Raw genomic sequence first — 20,496 nt, forward strand, 5'->3', positions numbered from 1 at the left:
TTCGCTAAAAAATGATGTTTTTACGAAATATAGAAAATATTATATCTCAATTGTGTCGCCAATTTTAGGTAAATAAAGATGGAGATTTGCATTTTTAAAATCGCTTAAAGCTTTTTCATGATCCATTTTGATGAAACCAAAAGTGTCATAATGGACGCCTAAAATTTTATCAACTTCAACCAGTTTTGAAGCTTCAATTGCTTCTTCAATTCCCATTGTTAATCCGTCGCCAATTGGGAAAACGGCAAAATCAAGTTTAGTAAATTTCGGAATCAGTTTCATGTCTAAAGTCAACGCCGTGTCGCCGCTGTAATAGAAATTTCCATCAACGGTTGTGAGTACAAAACCAGTTGCAATTCCGCCATAAGTTCCATCCATAAAACTGCTTGGATGCTGTGCAATCACACATTTTACAGTTCCAAAATCAAAACTGAATTTCCCGCCCGGATTAATTGGATGTGCGTTTTCGATTCCGTTTTTTAAGAGCCAGTTGTAAATTTCAAAATTTCCCAAAACCTTCGCTCCGGTGTTTTTTGCAATTCTTTCCACATCCAGAATATGGTCGTAATGCGCATGCGAAATAAAAATATAATCAGCCTTTATTTCGTCAACGTTAATGTGTTTTGCTAATTCGTTTGGCGTAATAAAAGGATCGAAGAGGAGATGTTTTTCATTCGCAAAAACAGAAAAACAAGAATGACCGTAATACGTTAGTTTCATAATATATGTTTTTTAGAATTAATAATCAATTGATTTTTAGTTCAATAAAGATACCAATAAAAAATGCGTAGTTGTTTTACTACGCATTTTAGCCTTTAATATTTAGAGTAAATCTATTTTAATTCCTCATCGATCATTTCTCCTAAACCACCGTTAGCATGACCTGAAAATAGAATATTTCCATCTTTTCCAATAAGAATAGAAGTTGGTATTCCCTTTATTTTGTAATTAGCCACCACTTCAGATTTAGAATCAAAAACAACATTAAAATCGTATTTTTTTTCCGTTATATAATTTGTAACGTTTTTTAAAACTTCATCTTCTTTTTTATTTTCCCAAGTATTTATAAATAAAAAAGCAACATCCTTGTCTTTGTATTGTGTAACTAAGTCCTGCATTTTAGGGAAAGAAGCTTTACAAGGACCGCACCAAGTTGCCCAAAAATCAAGTACTACAACTTTGCCTCTGTAATCTGAAAGCTTGACTTCTTTTCCGTCCATGTTTTTCAGTGCAAAATCAGTTGCTGTGGTAGTACCAAAAGTCTCCAGTATATTTTTCGCTCTGGCCGCTTTAAGGTTTTGATCTGCCTTTTCTTTAAATTTCTCATATCCGTCAAGAGGAAGATTTTGTGCAACATATATTTCTTTTAATTTAGAAATGAATATTGCAGGAGGAACTGTATTTCTGTTGATTTCATTTTCAATATATTCTTTAACTTCTCCTTGGCTTTTAACTTTTTCAAGAATGGCTAAGTAGCATTCTTTACCGTTAGAATCTAATCCGTCAACTTTTCTTAAACTGTCCTGATAAGTAAATGCTTCTTCATATTTACCTTTTTTATAAAGTATATGAGCGTATGTATCTGCATACATATTATATAAACCTTGATATTCAGTATAAAAATTTTCTTTTTTGTTTTTTTCCAAAAGGGCTAATGATCTTTGAGAAAGCTTTGCAGCAAAGTCAAGATCTTTACCGGGAGCTTTAAAGGATCCTCCGGATAAATCCCAGGCCATGTCGTTATAAAGGCTTGAGGGATTAATTAAATAAGGCTCGATTGATTTTGCTTTTTCAAGATCTTTTTTATCCAGATATATGCGTGCTAAACTTTGATATAAATAACTTATAGATCTTTTAGAATTATCTTTAAATCTTGTTTTAAAAGTATTTATTGATTTTAAAACATAAGCTTCATTCTTATCAGGATGATTCATAAAATCTCGAATAAAGGTGTTTTTTTGCATTTCTCCATTTGGGTATCTGCTAAATATATCCTTTTTAATTTTTTCTGCTTCTGCTGTCATACCCTGTCTTTCATATATATAATAGGCATTAACTAAACTAGTTTCAGTATTTTTCTTTAGGCATCTTTCAGCAAAAGCTAATGTTTCAGTCTTAGCCTGTTCTTTGTTAACGCTTTCCAGCAGGTACAGATAATTCATGTAAACATTATCATTTTTTAAATCAGGATATTTTTTGAATAAAGCTTCATATTCAAGAACTAGATTTTCTGATTTTTCATCCAGATCTAGTTTTAATAAGGAAATGCCATAATAGCGCAGGAAGATTTCTTTCGCCAGCGTTTTGCCTAATTCAGACTCATTTTGTGTTTTAAAATATAATGTATATCCTTTTTTATTATTGTTGTCTGCAATTTTTTGTAAATCGCTTATTACGACTAAAATTGTTCTGGTAGCATCTGGAACTTTTGCAGTAAATTCATAGCCCTTTTCACTTTTCTTTAATGGACTTATATCTACACCAGAATCATCATCAGAAGCATATAGAATATTAGCTTTAGAGCTAGTTTCTATTACTAAACCTGTTGGTGGTTCGTACACATAAGTGTTTGGGGCACCTGCTGTATATTTGGAGTTTTTTAAATAGATTTTTCCGTTTTGAGAAAATGCATTGCTAATTAGAGCAAAGAATAACAAAATGGTGATTTTTTTCATTCGTTTGTGGTTTTTGGTTAGTTTATTTCTTAAATAGTTAACGAATTACAAATGTATATATTGCTCCTTGTATTGATTTTTTATTAAGAAAATATTAGCAGAAATTATCTGTGAGAAGAAAAAAATGATTTTGTTTTTTAAGAGTAAAATGTTTAATAAGCAATAGTTTGAATTTATTTTGATGCAAAAACAGTTCTGTAAAACTCATATCCTTTTTCAGCCCGCTCAGGAAGAAATTTTTGACGATATTCATTCGCTCCTAAATCTTCTAAAAGCTGCATGTCAAACTGATTTAAATACGCCGGTAATTCATCGGGAATAAAACCAAAAGTCCAATGCTCTTCTAATTTTTCAAGATCTTCTAAAAGTTTTTTGCCGCCTAAAAAAGATTCAGGTTTGCTAAGTATATCTTTATGTACATAAGTAAATATGACATAACTGTTTTTTGCAAATTTAGAAATGAAAGAAAAGGTACTTTTTACAGCTTCTTCGGTTAAATAATTTGTTACGCCTTCCCATATTACGGCGGTAGGTTTAGAAAAATCTAAATTGTGTTCTATTGCTAATTCATCTAGGCTTTGTTTATTAAAATCAATTTGGAGAAAACGTACATTTTCAGGAATTTGACCAATACGGCTTTTATAGATTTCTGCTTTAAAATTAGAAGTATTGGGGTGATCGATTTCAATTACCGGAATTGTTTTTAAAAAATCAAGACGCACCGCTCTGGTATCAAAACCAGCTCCTAATATAATGACTTGTTCTGCACCATTTGAAATGGCAGTTTGAAGTAATTCATCAATATATTTTGTTCTGGCAATTCCCGAAGAAAAAGCACCGGGAATCTTTTTGTTAATTGTATTACTGATGTATTTTGAAACAATCGAATATTTAGATAAACAAACGGCCAGTCTCAATTTAGAATCCAAAAAATGTATCGCATAGGGATCTGAAAATAATCTGTCGTTTATATTGCGCGCTGTTTCTAAAGCTCTAAAGAAGGCCATGTATTGTGCCGTTCTGCTTGTTTTTTCTGCTTTCATGATAAAATTATTTTCTTGAAAACAAATTTTCAACAACCCAAGCCGGGCCAATTAATAAAAACTGAAGATCTTTTAGGAATGATGGTTTTTTGCCTTCGATATTATGTCCGTAAAACTGCCCGATCCAAGCGATTACAAATACGCCAATAGAGAATATCCATAACGGAAAAATCTGCCCGATATAATAATTAACAACTAAACAAATTCCTGAAAGAATGGCAATTTTTAAGGCCATTGAAATGGAAAGTCTAATGTAGAAAACAAGAACAAAAAGTAAAACCACAAAAGCCCAATTTTCGATAATTGGCGCATTTAGTTTTAAAGTATTGGCAATAATACCGCTGGGAATACTCATTAATAATCCAACAATAGAAAAGTAAATTGCCGGAACACAAATATAATGTATGGCTTTGTTTTTTGGGTTTTGATGACTTACGGCATATTCTGCAAACCATTGATCTAGAGTTCTCATTTTTGTGGTTTTAAGGTTAGTTAACGTAAATCTAGTAAAAAAAACCGAAGCTTTTATTACATCTTAAAACCAACAATAAAAACCGTAATTAGTAACCAAAATAAAATGGGGAATAAGCCGAGAGCAATCCAAATGAATTTATATTTTATGTTTAAATTGAAATCTTTTTTCAAAACAAAAATTAGAAACATAAAAGATAAAACCAAAGAAATAATTTGAAAAGTATAACATGAAATCCACCCAACATGATAAAGCCATCTCCATTTATCAACATATCTAAATTGCTGTGTACTTTTAGACATTATAAAAGCAGATACAAAAAGCAATATTATAGAAATGGAAAAAGGCTTTAATTTATTCATTTATATTATTTGGTCACATTATACTCAAAAACGTTATCCCATAATTCATCGATTGTAACAAGCGCTTCATTTAACGGAATAACTCCCCATTTTCCGTTAGTTTCTATTCCTAAACCAATGGTTTTTAATTTTAGTAAAGCATCGTTTACATCAAAATCTAATTCAGTATTTAATTGAGAGGCAAACCAGGACTCAATTTGAGAATCAAGTTCTTGGGCCGTTAATGGATTTTGGCTTTTATTTAAAAAAGTATAAGCTAAAATAGTTTCTTTTAAAGCTTCTTCTTCAGATGAATTTAAAAGAGAATAAAAGGCACCGCTGTTGTTTCCGACATTTTTAAAATACAAACTGTCTGAAAGCATTTTAGAATATCTGATTTTCTTGTTTATGAAATTATTGTATTGGCGAAAGCAGTAAGCAGATAAAATTCCTAAAGCAATTAAACCTTGATTTAAGGAAGTTTTACTGTTCAGTAAATCGATAGTTTCTCCAGTTTCATAAGCATTGTACATGTTTATTAAGGCAGGAATTACTTTGGCACTTAATAATGAAATACCTCCAAAAACTCCCGGAACCCAAAGTAACAGTTTGTCTTTTAAAGACATTTTTGGAATTGCATTTGGAAAAATCGTTTCGAGATCGTTTTTAGGAACGCGCTTAAAAATCTTTAAAGCAATAGATCCCGGATCAATTGGCATTTTTCCCAACTTGACTTTTTTCTGAGTCAAATAATCGGCGTCGCTGTAATTGAGGTAAATAAGAACACGATCATAATATTCGATTTCAACTTCTTTCTTCCAGAAATAATATTTCTTGACTGTTTCTTTTGCTTTATGGTGACCGCGAACGTACAATTCGTAATCCTTAAAAGCATGAAAATCAATTGCCAGATTTAAGCCTATTAAATCAGATTCTGTAAAAGCTTCTTTTAAAGTTTCCTGATCGATTCTGTAATAATTGCCACGTTCTAAAACAGTAAGCAGTGTTTCTTTAAAAACAGAAAAATCACTTTTACCAATAAAATCTTCACGTTCTTTTTCGCTCAAATCCGGATCGTAAAGTGCGTAGTTTTGCTTTAAGTTTCGGTTAAGATTAAAAGATTCATAATGATAATAATGCTCGATAATATCGAATAACTTTTTAAAATCATCAACCTTTTGTTTGTCATCGGCGAAAGCTGCAATTTGCTGTTCGAGTAAAAATTCTTTATTAAACGGAATATAATGTTCTCGAGTCATATCGATCCAGGGCTTTAATTTGTTTTTTGGCGTGGAAGCGCAAAGGTACAAAGGTTGTAAATAATTCAACGATTGATTATTACTAAAAGATTTATAAAATTAGAATGCTTTGGCATGCAGATTTTCAGACGCTTTGCAGGTTTGCTTATTTTGATAAAAACAAAAGCCGCAAAGATATTTCTTTACGGCTTAGTTTCTTAGGGGAATACATTAGATTATGCCAGGATCAGCTGCATAACTAATATTGTATCTATTGCATAAATAGATGCTTGTTGGCCCATTACATAACTTAAATACAGAGAGTGAGAGTTATGGTTCTTCTATTTCAAGTTTTTGTTTGCTTCCGGAGAAAAAAGCTGGGTCGTCTTTTTGGTAAATCTTGATCCAAATTATTTTATACTTTATACTCTTTATTTATTACTGTTTATTTCTTTTTTTAATCTATTGGACTGACTCTCTCTCAAGATCTTATATTCGTTGTCAAGCCTCTTATATTCTGCCTTTATTAGATCACAAATAATGCCTACACGATCCCCTCGAATCGATTTACGAATATAATCGTAAGAATAACCATGTTTTTCTTTAATAATCTTTAACACATCTTGATTGTAACTTGGCTTAGATTTTATATTTTTGCTCATTGCTTAATTTGTATTAAAAGTAAGACAAATATAGTAAGATATTTCTTAAGAATGAGTATAAATTAGATTATTTCTATAAATAAAAATGACGCATTATGGCAGAAAATACTATAAACAGGATCAAACAGTATTTAGATTACAGAGGTATTAGAGTGGGTGCCTTTGAAAAAGTGGTGGGTATGTCTAACGGTTCTTTTGCGAGCCAGTTAAAACATAATAAAACGATAGGTGTAGACAAATTAGAGAATATCTTAAAAAAATATACGGATATTGACATAGAATGGCTTTTAACCGGCGAGGGAGACATGATTAAACTGAATGTTTTGCGCGAAAAAGGTGAAGTTTATAAAAAGACGGAAAGGGCTGCGGAACACGAAATTAACTACAAAGATCTGGCTGAAGCCAGAAAGGAAACAATTGAAAGTCTGAAAAAGATTATTCAGCATCAGGATGAACAGATTGCTGCTTTTAAACAAAACAATCAATAGTAAAAAGCACTAATAAAAGAAAAAGTGAGATTTCTAATCGTTACCAGCGATACGAAATCTCACTTTCTTGTTCCAAAAAAATTGACAAAATTTACAAGTTTCCTTGCGGAAGACTATATTCTAAAAGAAAAAATTATTCCTTGCAATTTTACTACTTATTAAAATTCTGGCAATGCGTATTTATACCTGTTTTTAGGTTTTTTTTAGGTTCAAAGAGGCAGAGAGGCAAAGAAACAAAGGTTTCTCTAATTGAGTTCGGATTTTTTTAACTCGATTATCTGCTGAATGTATTGTATTAAGTTTTCTTTTTCTATCGAAAATTGAGCATTTTCACTTTCGGTACGAAGGTATAAATCTGCAATAGTTTCAGCATCCATGTTTTTGTTTAGATAATGATCCTGCGCATATTGTATAAGATTTTCTAAAAAAAGTTCTTTTTGTCTTCCTTTTTCCAACGTTTCTTCGTCTCCATTTTTTATTTTTTCAATTTCCGATTCTGGTAAGTCAATAGTGAGGTACGTTATATCTACAGGAACTTTTGAAAGCATTTCGGGAGTAGTTTTTCCCGAACCATTGCAGTAAGCGCAAGGAGCCGGAACCCATTTTAATAGTTTGTTTAAACGCCTGATATCATCCCAATCAACAAAACCTTTCCCAAGACATCTGGGACATTGTAAATCTGATTTTTTAAAAAGGAAATTAAAAATGGACATTTTCTAACAAATTATATTAACATTTCTTAGTACGCTAAGGTAATTATTTATGTAAGAAAATTATTTTGAATGTGTATTTTTTTTGAAGAATATGATTTCCTGAATGAATTCATACTTTTTGAACTTTTGAAATAACTGCTTTGTATGCAAAATTGAATTTTAAACATGGATATTAGATAACCCATAAGTTAAAAATGTAGAAAACGGTTTTGGGCTTAATGTTATAAATTTGAATAAACATTTTTATAGAGACTATAACATAAAGTATACAATACAGATGAAAAATATACACACAACTAAAATCCAAAATTTCTTTAGAGTTCTATTAGGGCTTTTTATGATTACGGCAGCGATAGGACATTTTACTTTTCAAAGAGCCGATTTTCAGGCACAGGTTCCAAATTGGGTTCCGCTTGACAAGGATCTTGTTGTAATTCTTTCCGGAGTTGTTGAAATAGCTTTAGGACTTAGTATGCTGTTTCTAACAAAATATAAAGTATTTGCAGGCATTGCACTGGCTGTATTTTATGTGTTGGTTTTTCCGGGTAATATCGCCCAATATTTAAACCAAACTCCCGCCTTCGGACTCGACACAGATCAAGCGCGTTTAATAAGATTGTTTTTTCAGCCTGTTTTGATTTTCCTGGCTTTGTGGTCGACTGGGGCGATTGGGTATTTTAGAAAAGAAATTATTCAACAATAGAAATGCCGTATTTAATATTGCTGTCTGCAAATATTGATTTTAGCATATCATATTTTTCATTACAATATTCTCCTAATTAAGAGTTTTATTTTATTGATCGTTTTCTAATTTTATTAAAAGATTTGGAATTAAAGTTTCACTAAAGCCAGCTAAAACTCCAAACACAATAAAGCCGTAGATCGGTTTATCAAGCTCGTTTACTAAACCAAATATCAGATTTGATTTAATACTGAAGTATATTATAATTGAACCTACAACCGATATGAAGATCCGTTCAATGCCATATATGACATAGATAGCACGATGCACGTCTTTTTCAAATATCATCGCATTCAATCTTCTCGAAACAGATATAAATCCACCTAAACATCCAGCTGATATTAAATAAATCATCTCGTTAATTATCGATAAATGATTTGAATAATTATTACAATGTATTACAACCGATACTGATATGCTTATTAAGGTTAATATCATTATTGTTACAATATAACTCAAACGATGATTAAACTGATCACGATAATTTATATTTATTTCATAAATAAGATTATCAAATTCTGTATTGCATGAGTCTGTATCAGCAGTTAATCCTTGTGAAAGAATATGTGCAATCCTTGTTTTTAAAGAGGTGTCATCATTGACTTTATATAATAAACCTTTTACTTGATTGTATTTTAATCTAATCTTGTCGAATCTCTCAATTAAAATTTTATCTTCTTCAATGATTGTGTCAATCTGTATTTTTATACTATCTGAAATATGAGGTGTTTTTATTTCATATATAACATACTCATCTGAGAGAGAGAAAATTCTTGTTATAAGGTCTCCGGATATATCTTTAGAACCTTTGACAAAACTTCTCATCCTTTCTATTTGTTCTTCTTTATATTTTTGTTGTTGTTCTGTAATTTACTGGGAAGTTGTATGGTCTGTCAATTATAAAGTTTTAGTAATTGAAAGTAAAAAAAGAAGGCATGAGCAATTCGCATTTTATTACAAATGTTTTATAAATAAAGAATTTTAAGGTATTATATTCCACTGACTATTTCTTTTTGTTTGACTATTTTTTAAATTATTAATTGTATCAGGATTAAGTAGCCATCTATAACTTCGAAGAATTATATCAACAATCTTCTCAGTTGTTAACTCATCATTGCCAAGTAAATTTAATATCTCAAAAGCATTTCCATAATTGTCTTTGATATTGTAAATTCTCATTAAACTTACTCTTGCTTCTTTTTTATTTTTTGGTATAAGATTTATCGCATCGTTGTAATCTTTTTTTAATGAATTGTAGTCAAACTTTACCTCGCTATTTGTCTTGTTAGTATCATTAGGAATAGGTTTAATTATGGTTTTAGTAATGGGTTCTCTAGGTGAAATAAATCTAAGTATACTTTGATATCTCGATAAACTTCTAAGATCTTTCTCAATTGAAGTTAACTGTTCCCTTTTGTCGTTTTTTTCTGCTACTTCTTTTAGTAAAGAAGTTTTTAATACTTTATTAATTGAATCAATGATTGGATCATTGCTGTCTTTTTCTAATTTTTTTAAGTATTTTTTATAGCGATTTTGAATTTCAAAAATTTCATCAAATGCGGATGTATTAATATCTGAGATTGAAGTTCTATATTCATCCATAACAGGAATAATTTCGGGTTGTACTGTAACACTATCATTGTCAATTGAGTTTCTTATAAAATCAATTGTCTTTACATATTCTCCATAGGCCTGCACATTAAATGAAGTATTATTTGGGATATTTAATCTAGCAAGTTTTCCTGTAACCCCTATAGTTTTCATTGAAATGTCTACTTTTAATTTGTCAAATTCAACATTTGCGGCTAATTTTTCAATATTAAGATTGTTTATTTTAGGATCTTTACCTTTATTAAGGCTCATTCCCGATATTTTAAATTCAGAACGAACTCCTACGGCATATCTAATTTTGGGTAGCTCGGAGCAACTGCAGTCCTGATATTGTATATAATCGATAACAACATATAAATCATTTTTATTGAATTCGTTATTTATGATTCCAAAAGCCTGCAAAGCTGTTTTATTTTCACCCCGGAATAAATAATGTCTAAATTGGAACCCACTTTTTAAATCCTTTACCTTTTTAGGGAGTATATATTTACATGGTCTTAATCCAATGGAATCGGACTGTTTTTGAGTTAAAAATGGTAATAATGAAACTTGTATGTATTCATTTTTTTTATGCTTATTATCATTGATATCCTTAAGAGAGATTGTATCTAATTGGCTATGTTTTTCAATTATCTTTTTAATAACTTGATATTCTAAAATAGCTTGTGAATAGTAGGTTTTATCAGCAACAATCGCATTTAAAGATAAAATCTCCTTATTTCTTTTTGCAAACCTTTTTAGGCTACCATCATCCTGTGAATGAGCTATTAGGATATTCATAAATATAATTGTTAGGAGGAATATCTTGGTTTTCATAATCATTAAAGTTGATTTGGTTCGTAATTGAAATTATCTAAAAATTCTTTAACGCTTAGGACTAAAGCTTTTTAAAATATGATTTGATGTATGACTTTTTTATTTAACATTTGTTTAAGCAAGATTACCAAAATTCCACAAAACGACGCTGCGTATTTATACGGTTTTTTATTATTAAAAAAAAATAAAAAAAAACCTCAACTAATTTTAGTTGAGGTTTTTACATAATTCGTTAAACAAAAAAAAGACTACTTCAAAAAACCATCCAGTAAAATCTGGTATTTCCTTCCAACAGGAATAATTTCCCCGTTAGACATAGTAAGATTTTTAAACGTAACAGCAGAGATTTTGTTTACGTTTACAATAAAAGAGCGATGCACTTGAACAAAACTCGTGCTATCAATTTCTGAGGCAATGCTCGACAGCGAACCATAAACAATATGTGGTAAATTAAGTTTTGTGCAGTAAAGTTTCATGTAGTTGCCAAGACTTTCGATATAAATAATATCGCAAAGCGGCATGTCGATCGTTTGTCCGTTTAGGCGGTAAGAAAGGTTTTTTGCGCTGGTATTATTTTCTTTTTTCAGACTGTTGCCGGAAAAATAGGTTTTAGCTTTTTCGATTGCTTTAGCAAATTTATCGGGTGAAATAGGTTTTAGTAAATAATCGATCGCATCGTTTTGATAAGCCGAAAGTGCAAAATCAGAATAAGCTGTTGTGACAATCGTGAGCGGTCTATTAGGCTGAAGTTCCATTAATTCGACACCCGAAATTACAGGCATATTAATGTCCAGAAAAATAATATCATATTGGTTGGCGTTAAGCAGTTTTAGGGCTTCCATACCACTAAAAGCACTTCCGGAATGTTCCAGTTCGTCAAACTTTGAAATATGTGAGGCAAGCGCTTTGTGCGCCGGCGATTCGTCGTCGACTATAAGACAGCGGTAGGTAAGTGCCATATACTTAATTTTACAACAAACATATTTTTCTCTTTTTCGCAGCTTAAATCATGTCTTAAGCGATAAACCTCTAAGCGTCTTTTTAGATTTTCAATTCCAATTCTGGTGCCCGAAAGCCGTGATCCGGATTCGAGATAATTGTTTTTAATAATAAAAGTCAAATTTCGTGATTTTACTTTTAAATCTAATTCAATAAAAGGCATTGGAGTTTCGGCAGAAAATTTAACCGCATTTTCTACCAAAGGTAAAAAGAATAAAGGCGGAATCTCGATTTCATCAAAATCACCTTCAAAATTCTGGGTAATATTCAAACGATCATTTCTAAAAGAGTAATATTCAATGTATTTTTTAACGAAAGCAATTTCTTCTGCAACTAAAACATAATCCTTTTTAGTAGCTTCAATTTGGTAACGCAGTAAATCTGAAAGATTCAGTATTCTGTCTGGAACTTTATCCGGTTCAGACAATGCTTCTCCGTAAAGATTATTCATAGCATTCAATAAAAAATGCGGATTGAGTTGTTGCTTTAAAAATGAAAGTTCAGACTTGAAATTCATAATGTCTTTATCAGCATCCATGATCTTTTTCGTAATCACAACATGAATAAAATAGAAAAACATTCCGTTGATAAGCAGCGATAATATCTGCAGGGTTTTAAAATTTCCGAAACCAACTAAAGGAAAAAACCAATTAATGAAAAAGTAAAAAGAAGTCCAATACGTTAAAAACAGCAGAAAGAATATTTTGACCTTTTTTTTGAATAATAATCGTTTGATTATAAAAAGATTAAAAACAGTAATCCAGAGAATACAAGGAAAATATCCTATTGCAATTTTAGTGATCATATAACAAAAGTCATGACCAGCTAAACGAAGTTCATCATATACACAGGCAAAAATTACCATAAGTATGAAGGTATGCACGATGAGGTTTCTTAGAAAAAAGTTTTGGTAAATTTTGAGGATTTTCATGAAGGCAAAAATAGTTTAATATTATAGTTCATAGCTATTTGAGGATAATATTTTATACAAACGCCATTCGTATAAATGATACGCCGTTGGTATAAATATCCTATTATAATAGGTAACTCTAAAGTATTTTTGACTTCGAATTTAATTATCCTCTAAAACCAAAAAAGACATGGATTTTATTTTGTCGCAGTATTTTTTATTTCAAAACGAATTTCAAAACAGTGGAATTTCCGCAGAAACAAAATCAAATACTGAAAGTTTTTACTTAAATTTAAACACCTCAAATTTAAAAGGCGTTTATGAGCTGAATCAGCCGGAATTTAAATCCGCCGCTACCTACGATTATTGCTTTACGCCAGAATTAGAACATCTTATATCTTTTTCAACGAAATTAATCCCACAGTTTAAAAATTAAATTAATAATTATGGTTGTTGAAATTTTTAAAACAAACGTCTGCAAAGAATCAGACAAAAATTATGTCACCGCCGTTATCCAGACTCAGTTTCCGGATTATAAAATCAATTTTGACCTCGAAGACTGCGACAAAATACTGCGTGTAGAAGGCGTTGAATTGCATTGCGATAATATTATCGATTATGTTAATTGTCTTGGTTATACCTGTATTCGTTTAGATTAACATTTTATTAAACAAAACAGGTAGAAATACGCAGCTGAATATATCAGTTTATAAATAGTTTTGTGTAATAATTCATTCTAAAAATTAAACAAATAAAATGATAAGTTTCATACTTTCGGTTTTCGTTTTTCTTTTAAAACAGTTTTGTTAGCATACTGTTCGATTTCTTGTAAATACTTTTTCCACTAGAGAAGGTTAATTCTATTTGGGCATTATTTTCTACATTTGTGCCTTATGAAAAAAGCTTTCCAACTCTTCGATTTTACCCAAAAGGTCAATTATAAAAATGAAATTTTAGCCGGATTTACTGTCGCCATGACGATGATTCCAGAATCTTTGTCGTTTGCAATTTTGGCCGGTTTTCCACCTTTAGTTGGATTATACGCTGCTTTTATTGCCGGATTAGTTACGGCAGTTTTTGGCGGAAGACCCGGAATGATTTCGGGTGGAGCAGGAGCAACGGTAATCGTTTTGATTGCCTTAATGAAATCGCACGGAATTGAATATGTTTTTGCGGCCGTCGCACTTGGCGGTGTCGTGCAAATATGTATAGGACTTTTCAAACTCGGAAAATTTATTCGTTTAGTGCCGCAGCCCGTAATGTTTGGTTTTGTAAACGGTTTGGCTGTTGTCATTTTTATGTCGCAGTTAGAGCAGTTTAAAACTATGGTAAACGGTCAGGTTTCCTGGCTTCAGGGAACGCCTTTGTATATTATGCTGGGTTTAGTTGCACTTACGGTTGCGATTGTTTTGGTTTTTCCTAAAATCACAAAAGCAGTTCCAGCATCTTTGGTTGCTATTATGATTGTTTTTGCTTTGGTAATTGTGTTTAATATCGAAACCAAAACAGTCGAAGATATTGCTTCAGTTCAAGGCGGATTTCCTCCATTTCATATTCCGAATATTCCAATTTCTTTTGAAACTTTAAAAATAATATTTCCCTATTCTGTTATTGTTGCGGCTGTTGGTTTGACTGAAGGTTTGCTTACGCTGAATTTAGTCGACGAAATTACCGGAACGCGTGGCAATAGCAATCGAGAATGTATTGCACAGGGAAGTTCGAATATTTTAAACGGTTTTTTCTACGGAATGGGAGGCTGTCCAATGATTGCACAGACTTTAGTGAATCTTGGTGCAGGTTCAAGAGCAAGACTTTCTGGAATTATTGCGTCTTTGACGATTTTAATGATTATACTTTTTGGAGCGCCTGTAATTGGAAAATTGCCAATGTCAGCTTTAGTCGGCGTTATGATGATGGTGGCGATTACCACTTTTGAATGGGCAAGTTTCAGGATTATTAACAAGATGCCAAAACACGATATTTTCGTCGGAATTCTGGTCGCCTTAATAACAATTGTATTGCACAATTTGGCTTTGGCGGTTTTAATTGGCGTAATCATTTCGGCTTTGGTTTTTGCCTGGGAAAGTGCCAAAAGAATTCGTGCGAGACATTTTATCGATGAAAACGGAGTAAAACATTATGAAATTTACGGCCCGTTATTCTTCGGTTCTATAACTGCTTTTTTAGAAAAATTTGATGCACAAAACGATCCAAATCATGTAATTATTGATTTTAAAGAAAGCCGCGTTTCTGATATGTCGGCAATTGAAGCTTTAAACAATCTCACCAAAAAATACAATCAGGAAAATAAAACCATCGAATTACAGCATTTAAGCCCAGACTGCAGACAATTACTTAAAAATGCCGATGCTGTTATTAATGTCAATGTAATTGAAGATCCTACGTACAAAGTAGTGTCTTAATAATGGTGAATTGTGAATTATTAATTGTGGAATTAATTTTCCCGTCCCAATTTTCTGTAGAGACGCACAGCAGTGCGTCTCACGCAACGTAACCACAATATTTGATATACGAAACGTAGACGCACTGCTGTGCGCCTCTATGGATATGCGTTGCGGGTATCATTATCTTATTTTTAATTATCAAAAATTGCCTAAAGATTGTCAGGCTGAGCGAAGTCGAAGCCCACGTGCTAATTGGAACGCCCTTCGACTTCGCTCAGGGTGACACTCGATTCATTATATGATTGATTAAGAAATTGACAATTTAAACATTCCAATTTTCTGTAGAGGCGCACAGCAGTGCTCACGCAACGTATACCACAATATTTGATATACGCGACGTAGACGCACTGCTGTGCGTCTCTACGGATATGCATTGCGTTAAACGATTACCTCAATTTTCTAATTCTCAAATTATCTAATTTGTTTGATTTTCGTAACTTTGTAAAATGAAACTAACAGAAACCTTAGAAGATTTTTACACAATCAAAGTAAACGGAATGCCCGAGAATCTTAAAAAAGAAATCGGACATTTTAATGTTTTTAAATTGGATGATTTTGTTGGAAGCATCTGTAAACCATTTCCGTATACTCGAAAAGACTTTTATAAAATCAGTTTGATCATCGGAAAAAACAAAGTGCATTATGCCGATAAGATATCGGTTATTGAAGATCAAGCTTTGTTTTTTGCCAATCCGCAGATTCCGTATAATTGGGAACAAGTTGATGAAAACCAAACCGGATTTTTCTGCATTTTTACTGATGCTTTTTTTAGTCAATATGGCAATTTAAAAGAATATCCATTATTCCAGCCCGGCGGAAATCCGATAGTTCCGATTTCTATGGAATTGGCCGAATCTTTAAAAATAGTTTATTTAAGAATGTTTGACGAAATCAATTCTGATTACGCTTTTAAATATGACGTACTCCGAAATTTGGTTTTCGAAATTATTCATCTTGCACTCAAAACTCAAACTGTAACTACTTCATTATACAGTAAATCAAACGCGACAATCCGAATTTCTTCATTGTTTTTAGAATTACTGGAACGCCAGTTTCCGATTGAATCGATTACGCAGCAAGTTAATTTTCGTTCACCTTCAGAATATGCAAGTCAGTTAAATGTGCATGTGAATCATTTGAATAAAGCATTAAAAGAAACCACAGGAAAAACAACTTCTCAGATAATTTCTGAAAGAATTGTTCAGGAAGCGATGATTCTGCTCAAACAAACCAATTGGAATATTAATGAAATTGCATGGTGCTTAGGCTTCGAAGAATTGTCACATTTTATCAATTTCTTCAAAAAAAATGTTCAGGTTTCACCTAAAAACTATCGTTTAACTGAAATTGTTTGATTTTTGTAACTTCTTGCTTGATTACTTTAATTTTCCAGAAGCACTTCGCTTATACCTTTGTCCTGTAATTAAAACGTAAAAATTTAAAATCATGGGACATAACAAAGTTTGGTTTATCACAGGTGCTTCAAAAGGACTTGGATTAGAATTAGCTAAAAAATTATTGGCAGAAGGTTTCAAAGTAGCAGCAACATCAAGAAGTCAGGAATCTTTAGTAAAAGTATTAGGAAATCCATCAGAAAATTTTCTTCCTCTTGAAATGGATTTAGTTAATGAGAAAAGCGTTAAAAATGCAATTGAATTAGCTGTAAGCCATTTTAAAACAATTGATGTTTTAGTAAACAATGCAGGTTATGGTTTATTAGGAACATTAGAAGAATTAACTGATGCAGAATCAAGAAAAAATTACGAAGTAAATGTTTTCGGATTACTGAATGTGATCAGAAATACAATGCCGTATATGCGTGCTGCGAGATCTGGACACATTTTTAATATTTCTTCTGTTGGTGGTTATTACGGAGAATTTCCGGGATGGGGAATTTACTGCTCTACAAAATTTGCTGTTGCAGGTTTAACAGAATCTTTATCTGCAGAAATTAAGCCTTTTGGAGTTCACGCTACTATCGTTTATCCGGGTTATTTTAGAACAGATTTCTTAAAAGATAGTTCTTTATTATTGCCAGAAAATCCAATAGCTGAATACAAAAACGTAAGAGAATCTGAAAGCGCTCACAAAGATGATATCAACGGAAATCAGCCTGGAGATCCTGTAAAATTAGCAGAAGCTTTAATTAAAGCAAGTCAGGATCAAAATCCACCGTTACATTTGTTTTTAGGAGAGGATGCCTACAATATGGCGAATCAAAAAATAGCAAGTGTTCAAAGTGAATTGGAACAATGGAAATCAGTTTCGGTATCAACTGGATTTTAATTTGACAATGAGAGAATCTGCCAATTTGAAAATTAGATAATTTTTGAATTAGTTAATTCTGAAGTTAGATTGTTGTAATGATTTCTAATTTCAATTGCCTCCAGATTTATCTGGAGGGATAAATAAAGCAAAGCAAAAGGCTTTAGCCAAAACTTTAAAGTTCGGCTAAAGCCTTTTGTGTATTTTATAAAATAAACCTCCAGTTAAAACTGGAGGCAATTGATTTTTAATGATTGGGAAAAATAAATAGATTCCAATTTTCCGTAGAGACGCACAGCAGTGCGTCTACGTTTCGTATATCAAATATTGTGATTACGTTGCGTTAGACGCACTGCTATGCGTCTCTACAGAAAATTGGGTCGTATTAAATTAATTCAAAAATTATCTAATTTTCAAATTGGCACATTATCTAATTAGCATCGATTTCACATCACTCAATTTCCCATCAACCTGATCAATCTGCAAGCCTAAAATATGAGCGATTAAAGGATAAACGGAAACATTTTGAAATGTTTTTACTGATTTATCTACTTTAAAAGCTGGCCCTTTCGCATAAAAAATAGCATGCATATCTTTGTCATCATTGTCATAACCATGCGTACCGCCATTTATATGTGTACTTTCTTTACCAACTAAACTCCATCCTTTATCTGCTTCAATAACAAAATCATGAACTCGCGGATTTGTTCCATAATGTAATCTCTTCGGAACTTCGGTTGATTTCCAAAACTTAATATGCGGTACTTTTTTTAGAGCTTTTGCGATTGAATCCTGAAAACCTGATTTTGCCTGAAGACTCATAATTGGATTAATTACGTCTTTATAACCCAGCCATTCCGGTTTTATATAATCTAAAACAGCTACTTTTTTATCATTGCTGATATCGGCCATTCCGTGATCTGAAACAATAATTAAATTGATTTGTTTTCCGATGGCTAATTGATCTAATTTTTTAGACAATTCTCCCATAATAGAATCCATTTTAATGACCATTTTTTTGTTTTCGGGAGAAAGCGGACCAAAATTATGTCCTGTATGATCTGGTTCATCAAAATATAAAGTCACCAAATGCGGACGTTGTTTTTCTGGAAGCTGTAACCATTTTAAAACGGTATCGATTCTCGCTCCATACGGAATTTTATTATCGTAATTTTTAAAATAACTTGGATTTCTTTTGTCAATATCAGATCCCGGCCAAAAGAATGACGCAGCTTTTACACCTTGCTGCTCAGCTACATTCCAAATAGGGTTTCCTCCATAAAAACGAGAATCATTTTTTGCTTTTGATGATAATGAAAACGATTCATTTAGTGATGCATCATAAAAAACATTATTAATGATGCCATGATGATCTGGATAAAGTCCCGTTACAATAGAATAATGATTGGGGAAAGTTTTACTTGGATAAGAAGGTTTCATTGATTTTGCATGAACGCCTTCTTTTGCAATTTGCTTTAAATTTTGAAGATTAAATTGCTTTTGATAATCCCAGCGGAATCCATCCATAGAGACTAAAACTACATAAGCGTCTTTATTAGATTGTGCTTGTAAAACAAAAGAAAGCGAAAGAAAAACTAAAGATAGGAGTGAGGTAAAATGCTTTTTCATTATTGAATTTTATTGAATTCACAAATTTACTTATAACAGTTTTTAACAGCAAAAACAGAATGTTAAACAATCTTAAAATAAAAAGGTTTGCCACGAATTACACGAATTTTCACGAATGCTTTGTGTAAAAAAAGTTTGCCACAGATTAAAAGGATTTTCACAGATTATAATCTTTTTAATTCTTTTAATCTGTGGCTAAAAAAAATAATTCGTGAAAATTCGTGTAATTCGTGGCAAACAAAAACAAAAAAACGCCAGACATTCATCTGGCGTTTTAAGTTTTAAGAAAAGAACGATTACATCATTCCTGGCATACCGCCGCCCATTGGCATTCCGCCAGCGCTTTCTTCTTTAATATCAATTAATGCACATTCTGTAGTTAAGATCATTCCAGAAACAGATGCAGCATTTTCAAGAGCTACACGAGTTACTTTTTTAGGATCGATAATTCCAGCTGTAAGCATATCTACATATTCGTCAGTTTTAGCATTGTATCCAAAATCACCTGAACCTTCAGAAACTTTAGCAACAACTACAGAACCTTCAAGACCTGCATTTTCAACAATAGTTCTTAATGGAGACTCAACTGCACGAGAAACAATCTGGATTCCGGTTGCTTCGTCAGCGTTATCAGCTTTAAGATTTGCTAACGCAGCTTTTGCTCTTAATAAAGCAACACCACCACCAGCAACAATTCCTTCTTCAACAGCAGCACGAGTTGCGTGTAAAGCATCATCAACTCTGTCTTTTTTCTCTTTCATTTCAACTTCAGAAGCTGCACCAACATAAAGAACTGCAACACCGCCAGCTAATTTAGCCAAACGCTCTTGTAATTTTTCTTTATCATAATCAGATGTTGTAGTTTCCATCTGACCTTTAATTTGGTTTACACGGTTTTTGATGATATCTGCTTCACCAGCACCACTTACGATAGTTGTATTGTCTTTATCGATAGAAACTCTTTTTGCGTTTCCTAACATTTCGATAGTTGTATTTTCAAGTGTATAACCTCTTTCTTCAGAAATTACAGTTCCACCAGTTAAGATTGCGATATCTTCTAACATTGCTTTTCTTCTGTCTCCAAAACCTGGAGCTTTTACAGCAGCAATTTTAAGAGCACCTCTTAATTTGTTTACTACTAAAGTAGATAAAGCTTCTCCGTCAACATCTTCAGCGATAATCAATAATGGTTTTCCTGATTGAGCAACTGGCTCTAAAACTGGTAAAAGTTCTTTTAAAGAAGAAACTTTTTTGTCGTATAATAAGATGTATGGAGAGTCTAATTCAACTTCCATTTTCTCTGGATTTGTTACGAAATAAGGAGAAAGATATCCTCTGTCAAACTGCATTCCTTCAACAACGTCAACGAAAGTATCAGTTCCTTTAGCTTCTTCAACAGTAATAACTCCTTCTTTTCCAACTTTTGC

General features: G+C 32.1%; 20 protein-coding genes. 6 read left to right on the plus strand and 14 right to left on the minus strand.

Annotated features, from left to right (window positions below; translation table 11 throughout):
* Positions 1-39: 39 nt before the first annotated feature.
* From B3C18_RS09545 to B3C18_RS09575, 7 genes are all read right to left on the minus strand, one after another.
* The gene (locus B3C18_RS09545; RefSeq protein ID WP_291145978.1) at positions 40-720 is read right to left on the minus strand and encodes a metal-dependent hydrolase; all 681 of its coding nucleotides are present in this window, start codon (positions 718-720) and stop codon (positions 40-42) included.
* A 113-nt stretch (positions 721-833) separates the two neighbouring features.
* A complete protein-coding gene (locus B3C18_RS09550; protein ID WP_291145982.1) occupies positions 834-2,675 on the minus strand; it encodes a TlpA disulfide reductase family protein in 1,842 nt (613 codons plus the stop codon).
* Positions 2,676-2,848: 173 nt separating this feature from the next.
* Positions 2,849-3,718, minus strand: a complete 870-nt coding sequence (locus B3C18_RS09555) for a class I SAM-dependent methyltransferase (RefSeq protein ID WP_291145985.1) — start codon at positions 3,716-3,718, stop codon at positions 2,849-2,851.
* Between the two features lie 7 nt (positions 3,719-3,725).
* Positions 3,726-4,190, minus strand: a complete 465-nt coding sequence (locus B3C18_RS09560; RefSeq protein ID WP_291145988.1) for a DUF962 domain-containing protein — start codon at positions 4,188-4,190, stop codon at positions 3,726-3,728.
* 56 nt (positions 4,191-4,246) lie between these two features.
* Positions 4,247-4,552: a hypothetical protein gene (locus B3C18_RS09565; protein ID WP_291145991.1), complete on the minus strand. Its 306-nt coding sequence runs from the start codon at positions 4,550-4,552 to the stop codon at positions 4,247-4,249.
* Positions 4,553-4,557: 5 nt separating this feature from the next.
* Entirely contained in the window at positions 4,558-5,790 is a 1,233-nt protein-coding gene (locus B3C18_RS09570; RefSeq protein ID WP_291145993.1) for a TMEM143 family protein, read from the minus strand.
* A 410-nt stretch (positions 5,791-6,200) separates the two neighbouring features.
* Positions 6,201-6,431, minus strand: a complete 231-nt coding sequence (locus B3C18_RS09575) for a hypothetical protein (protein WP_291145996.1) — start codon at positions 6,429-6,431, stop codon at positions 6,201-6,203.
* 95 nt (positions 6,432-6,526) lie between these two features.
* Here B3C18_RS09575 and B3C18_RS09580 point away from each other — a divergent pair, with 95 nt between their 5' ends.
* The gene (locus tag B3C18_RS09580; protein ID WP_291145999.1) at positions 6,527-6,919 is read left to right on the plus strand and encodes a hypothetical protein; all 393 of its coding nucleotides are present in this window, start codon (positions 6,527-6,529) and stop codon (positions 6,917-6,919) included.
* A gap of 245 nt (positions 6,920-7,164) precedes the next feature.
* Here the strand turns inward: B3C18_RS09580 and B3C18_RS09585 are convergent, their stop codons facing one another.
* A complete protein-coding gene (locus B3C18_RS09585) occupies positions 7,165-7,632 on the minus strand; it encodes a hypothetical protein (protein ID WP_291146003.1) in 468 nt (155 codons plus the stop codon).
* 277 nt (positions 7,633-7,909) lie between these two features.
* Between B3C18_RS09585 and B3C18_RS09590 the strand changes: the two genes are divergently transcribed.
* On the plus strand, positions 7,910-8,335 hold the full coding sequence (locus B3C18_RS09590) for a DoxX family protein (RefSeq protein ID WP_291146006.1): 426 nt from the start codon (positions 7,910-7,912) through the stop codon (positions 8,333-8,335).
* A gap of 90 nt (positions 8,336-8,425) precedes the next feature.
* Here B3C18_RS09590 and B3C18_RS09595 read toward each other — a convergent pair whose 3' ends face one another.
* From B3C18_RS09595 to B3C18_RS09610, 4 genes are all read right to left on the minus strand, one after another.
* A complete protein-coding gene (locus tag B3C18_RS09595; RefSeq protein WP_291146009.1) occupies positions 8,426-9,199 on the minus strand; it encodes a hypothetical protein in 774 nt (257 codons plus the stop codon).
* A gap of 156 nt (positions 9,200-9,355) precedes the next feature.
* A complete protein-coding gene (locus tag B3C18_RS09600; protein ID WP_291146012.1) occupies positions 9,356-10,765 on the minus strand; it encodes a hypothetical protein in 1,410 nt (469 codons plus the stop codon).
* Positions 10,766-11,049: 284 nt separating this feature from the next.
* A complete protein-coding gene (locus B3C18_RS09605; RefSeq protein WP_291146014.1) occupies positions 11,050-11,760 on the minus strand; it encodes a LytR/AlgR family response regulator transcription factor in 711 nt (236 codons plus the stop codon).
* Complete coding sequence (locus B3C18_RS09610) at positions 11,733-12,731, minus strand: sensor histidine kinase (RefSeq protein ID WP_291146017.1); 999 nt, start codon at positions 12,729-12,731, stop codon at positions 11,733-11,735. Before B3C18_RS09610 ends, B3C18_RS09605 begins: the two co-directional genes overlap by 28 nt.
* A gap of 425 nt (positions 12,732-13,156) precedes the next feature.
* On the opposite strand from B3C18_RS09610, the gene B3C18_RS09615 reads away from it, so the two are divergent.
* From B3C18_RS09615 to B3C18_RS09630, 4 genes are all read left to right on the plus strand, one after another.
* Positions 13,157-13,369 carry a hypothetical protein gene (locus B3C18_RS09615; RefSeq protein WP_053472125.1) on the plus strand — a complete coding sequence of 71 codons (213 nt, stop codon included), beginning with the start codon at positions 13,157-13,159 and terminating at the stop codon, positions 13,367-13,369.
* Between the two features lie 234 nt (positions 13,370-13,603).
* Positions 13,604-15,133, plus strand: a complete 1,530-nt coding sequence (locus B3C18_RS09620) for a SulP family inorganic anion transporter (protein ID WP_291146022.1) — start codon at positions 13,604-13,606, stop codon at positions 15,131-15,133.
* A gap of 488 nt (positions 15,134-15,621) precedes the next feature.
* Complete coding sequence (locus tag B3C18_RS09625) at positions 15,622-16,530, plus strand: helix-turn-helix domain-containing protein (RefSeq protein ID WP_291146025.1); 909 nt, start codon at positions 15,622-15,624, stop codon at positions 16,528-16,530.
* Positions 16,531-16,621: 91 nt separating this feature from the next.
* Complete coding sequence (locus tag B3C18_RS09630) at positions 16,622-17,461, plus strand: oxidoreductase (RefSeq protein WP_291146028.1); 840 nt, start codon at positions 16,622-16,624, stop codon at positions 17,459-17,461.
* Between the two features lie 405 nt (positions 17,462-17,866).
* Here B3C18_RS09630 and B3C18_RS09635 read toward each other — a convergent pair whose 3' ends face one another.
* Both B3C18_RS09635 and groEL read right to left on the minus strand, forming a co-directional pair.
* Positions 17,867-19,069, minus strand: a complete 1,203-nt coding sequence (locus B3C18_RS09635) for an ectonucleotide pyrophosphatase/phosphodiesterase (protein WP_291146031.1) — start codon at positions 19,067-19,069, stop codon at positions 17,867-17,869.
* A gap of 296 nt (positions 19,070-19,365) precedes the next feature.
* Positions 19,366-20,496 (minus strand): chaperonin GroEL (groEL, locus tag B3C18_RS09640; protein WP_291146034.1); only part of this gene is annotated, 1,131 nt, incomplete at its 5' end.

Origin of the sequence: Flavobacterium sp. UBA7680, assembly GCF_002482975.1 — a bacterium.
Taxonomy (GTDB): Bacteria; Bacteroidota; Bacteroidia; order Flavobacteriales; family Flavobacteriaceae; genus Flavobacterium.

What these genes read in the sequence shown, in the direction of transcription:
- B3C18_RS09605 (WP_291146014.1), bottom strand. Translation starts at nt 11,760, where the DNA reads ATGGCACTTACCTACCGCTGTCTTATAGTCGACGACGAATCGCCGGCG.
- B3C18_RS09570 (WP_291145993.1), bottom strand. Translation starts at nt 5,790, where the DNA reads ATGACTCGAGAACATTATATTCCGTTTAATAAAGAATTTTTACTCGAA.
- B3C18_RS09565 (WP_291145991.1), bottom strand. Translation starts at nt 4,552, where the DNA reads ATGAATAAATTAAAGCCTTTTTCCATTTCTATAATATTGCTTTTTGTA.
- B3C18_RS09580 (WP_291145999.1), top strand. Translation starts at nt 6,527, where the DNA reads ATGGCAGAAAATACTATAAACAGGATCAAACAGTATTTAGATTACAGA.
- B3C18_RS09620 (WP_291146022.1), top strand. Translation starts at nt 13,604, where the DNA reads ATGAAAAAAGCTTTCCAACTCTTCGATTTTACCCAAAAGGTCAATTAT.
- B3C18_RS09555 (WP_291145985.1), bottom strand. Translation starts at nt 3,718, where the DNA reads ATGAAAGCAGAAAAAACAAGCAGAACGGCACAATACATGGCCTTCTTT.
- B3C18_RS09610 (WP_291146017.1), bottom strand. Translation starts at nt 12,731, where the DNA reads ATGAAAATCCTCAAAATTTACCAAAACTTTTTTCTAAGAAACCTCATC.
- B3C18_RS09615 (WP_053472125.1), top strand. Translation starts at nt 13,157, where the DNA reads ATGGTTGTTGAAATTTTTAAAACAAACGTCTGCAAAGAATCAGACAAA.
- B3C18_RS09550 (WP_291145982.1), bottom strand. Translation starts at nt 2,675, where the DNA reads ATGAAAAAAATCACCATTTTGTTATTCTTTGCTCTAATTAGCAATGCA.
- B3C18_RS09635 (WP_291146031.1), bottom strand. Translation starts at nt 19,069, where the DNA reads ATGAAAAAGCATTTTACCTCACTCCTATCTTTAGTTTTTCTTTCGCTT.
- B3C18_RS09630 (WP_291146028.1), top strand. Translation starts at nt 16,622, where the DNA reads ATGGGACATAACAAAGTTTGGTTTATCACAGGTGCTTCAAAAGGACTT.
- B3C18_RS09595 (WP_291146009.1), bottom strand. Translation starts at nt 9,199, where the DNA reads ATGAGAAGTTTTGTCAAAGGTTCTAAAGATATATCCGGAGACCTTATA.
- B3C18_RS09600 (WP_291146012.1), bottom strand. Translation starts at nt 10,765, where the DNA reads ATGAATATCCTAATAGCTCATTCACAGGATGATGGTAGCCTAAAAAGG.
- B3C18_RS09590 (WP_291146006.1), top strand. Translation starts at nt 7,910, where the DNA reads ATGAAAAATATACACACAACTAAAATCCAAAATTTCTTTAGAGTTCTA.
- B3C18_RS09545 (WP_291145978.1), bottom strand. Translation starts at nt 720, where the DNA reads ATGAAACTAACGTATTACGGTCATTCTTGTTTTTCTGTTTTTGCGAAT.
- B3C18_RS09560 (WP_291145988.1), bottom strand. Translation starts at nt 4,190, where the DNA reads ATGAGAACTCTAGATCAATGGTTTGCAGAATATGCCGTAAGTCATCAA.
- B3C18_RS09575 (WP_291145996.1), bottom strand. Translation starts at nt 6,431, where the DNA reads ATGAGCAAAAATATAAAATCTAAGCCAAGTTACAATCAAGATGTGTTA.
- B3C18_RS09625 (WP_291146025.1), top strand. Translation starts at nt 15,622, where the DNA reads ATGAAACTAACAGAAACCTTAGAAGATTTTTACACAATCAAAGTAAAC.
- B3C18_RS09585 (WP_291146003.1), bottom strand. Translation starts at nt 7,632, where the DNA reads ATGTCCATTTTTAATTTCCTTTTTAAAAAATCAGATTTACAATGTCCC.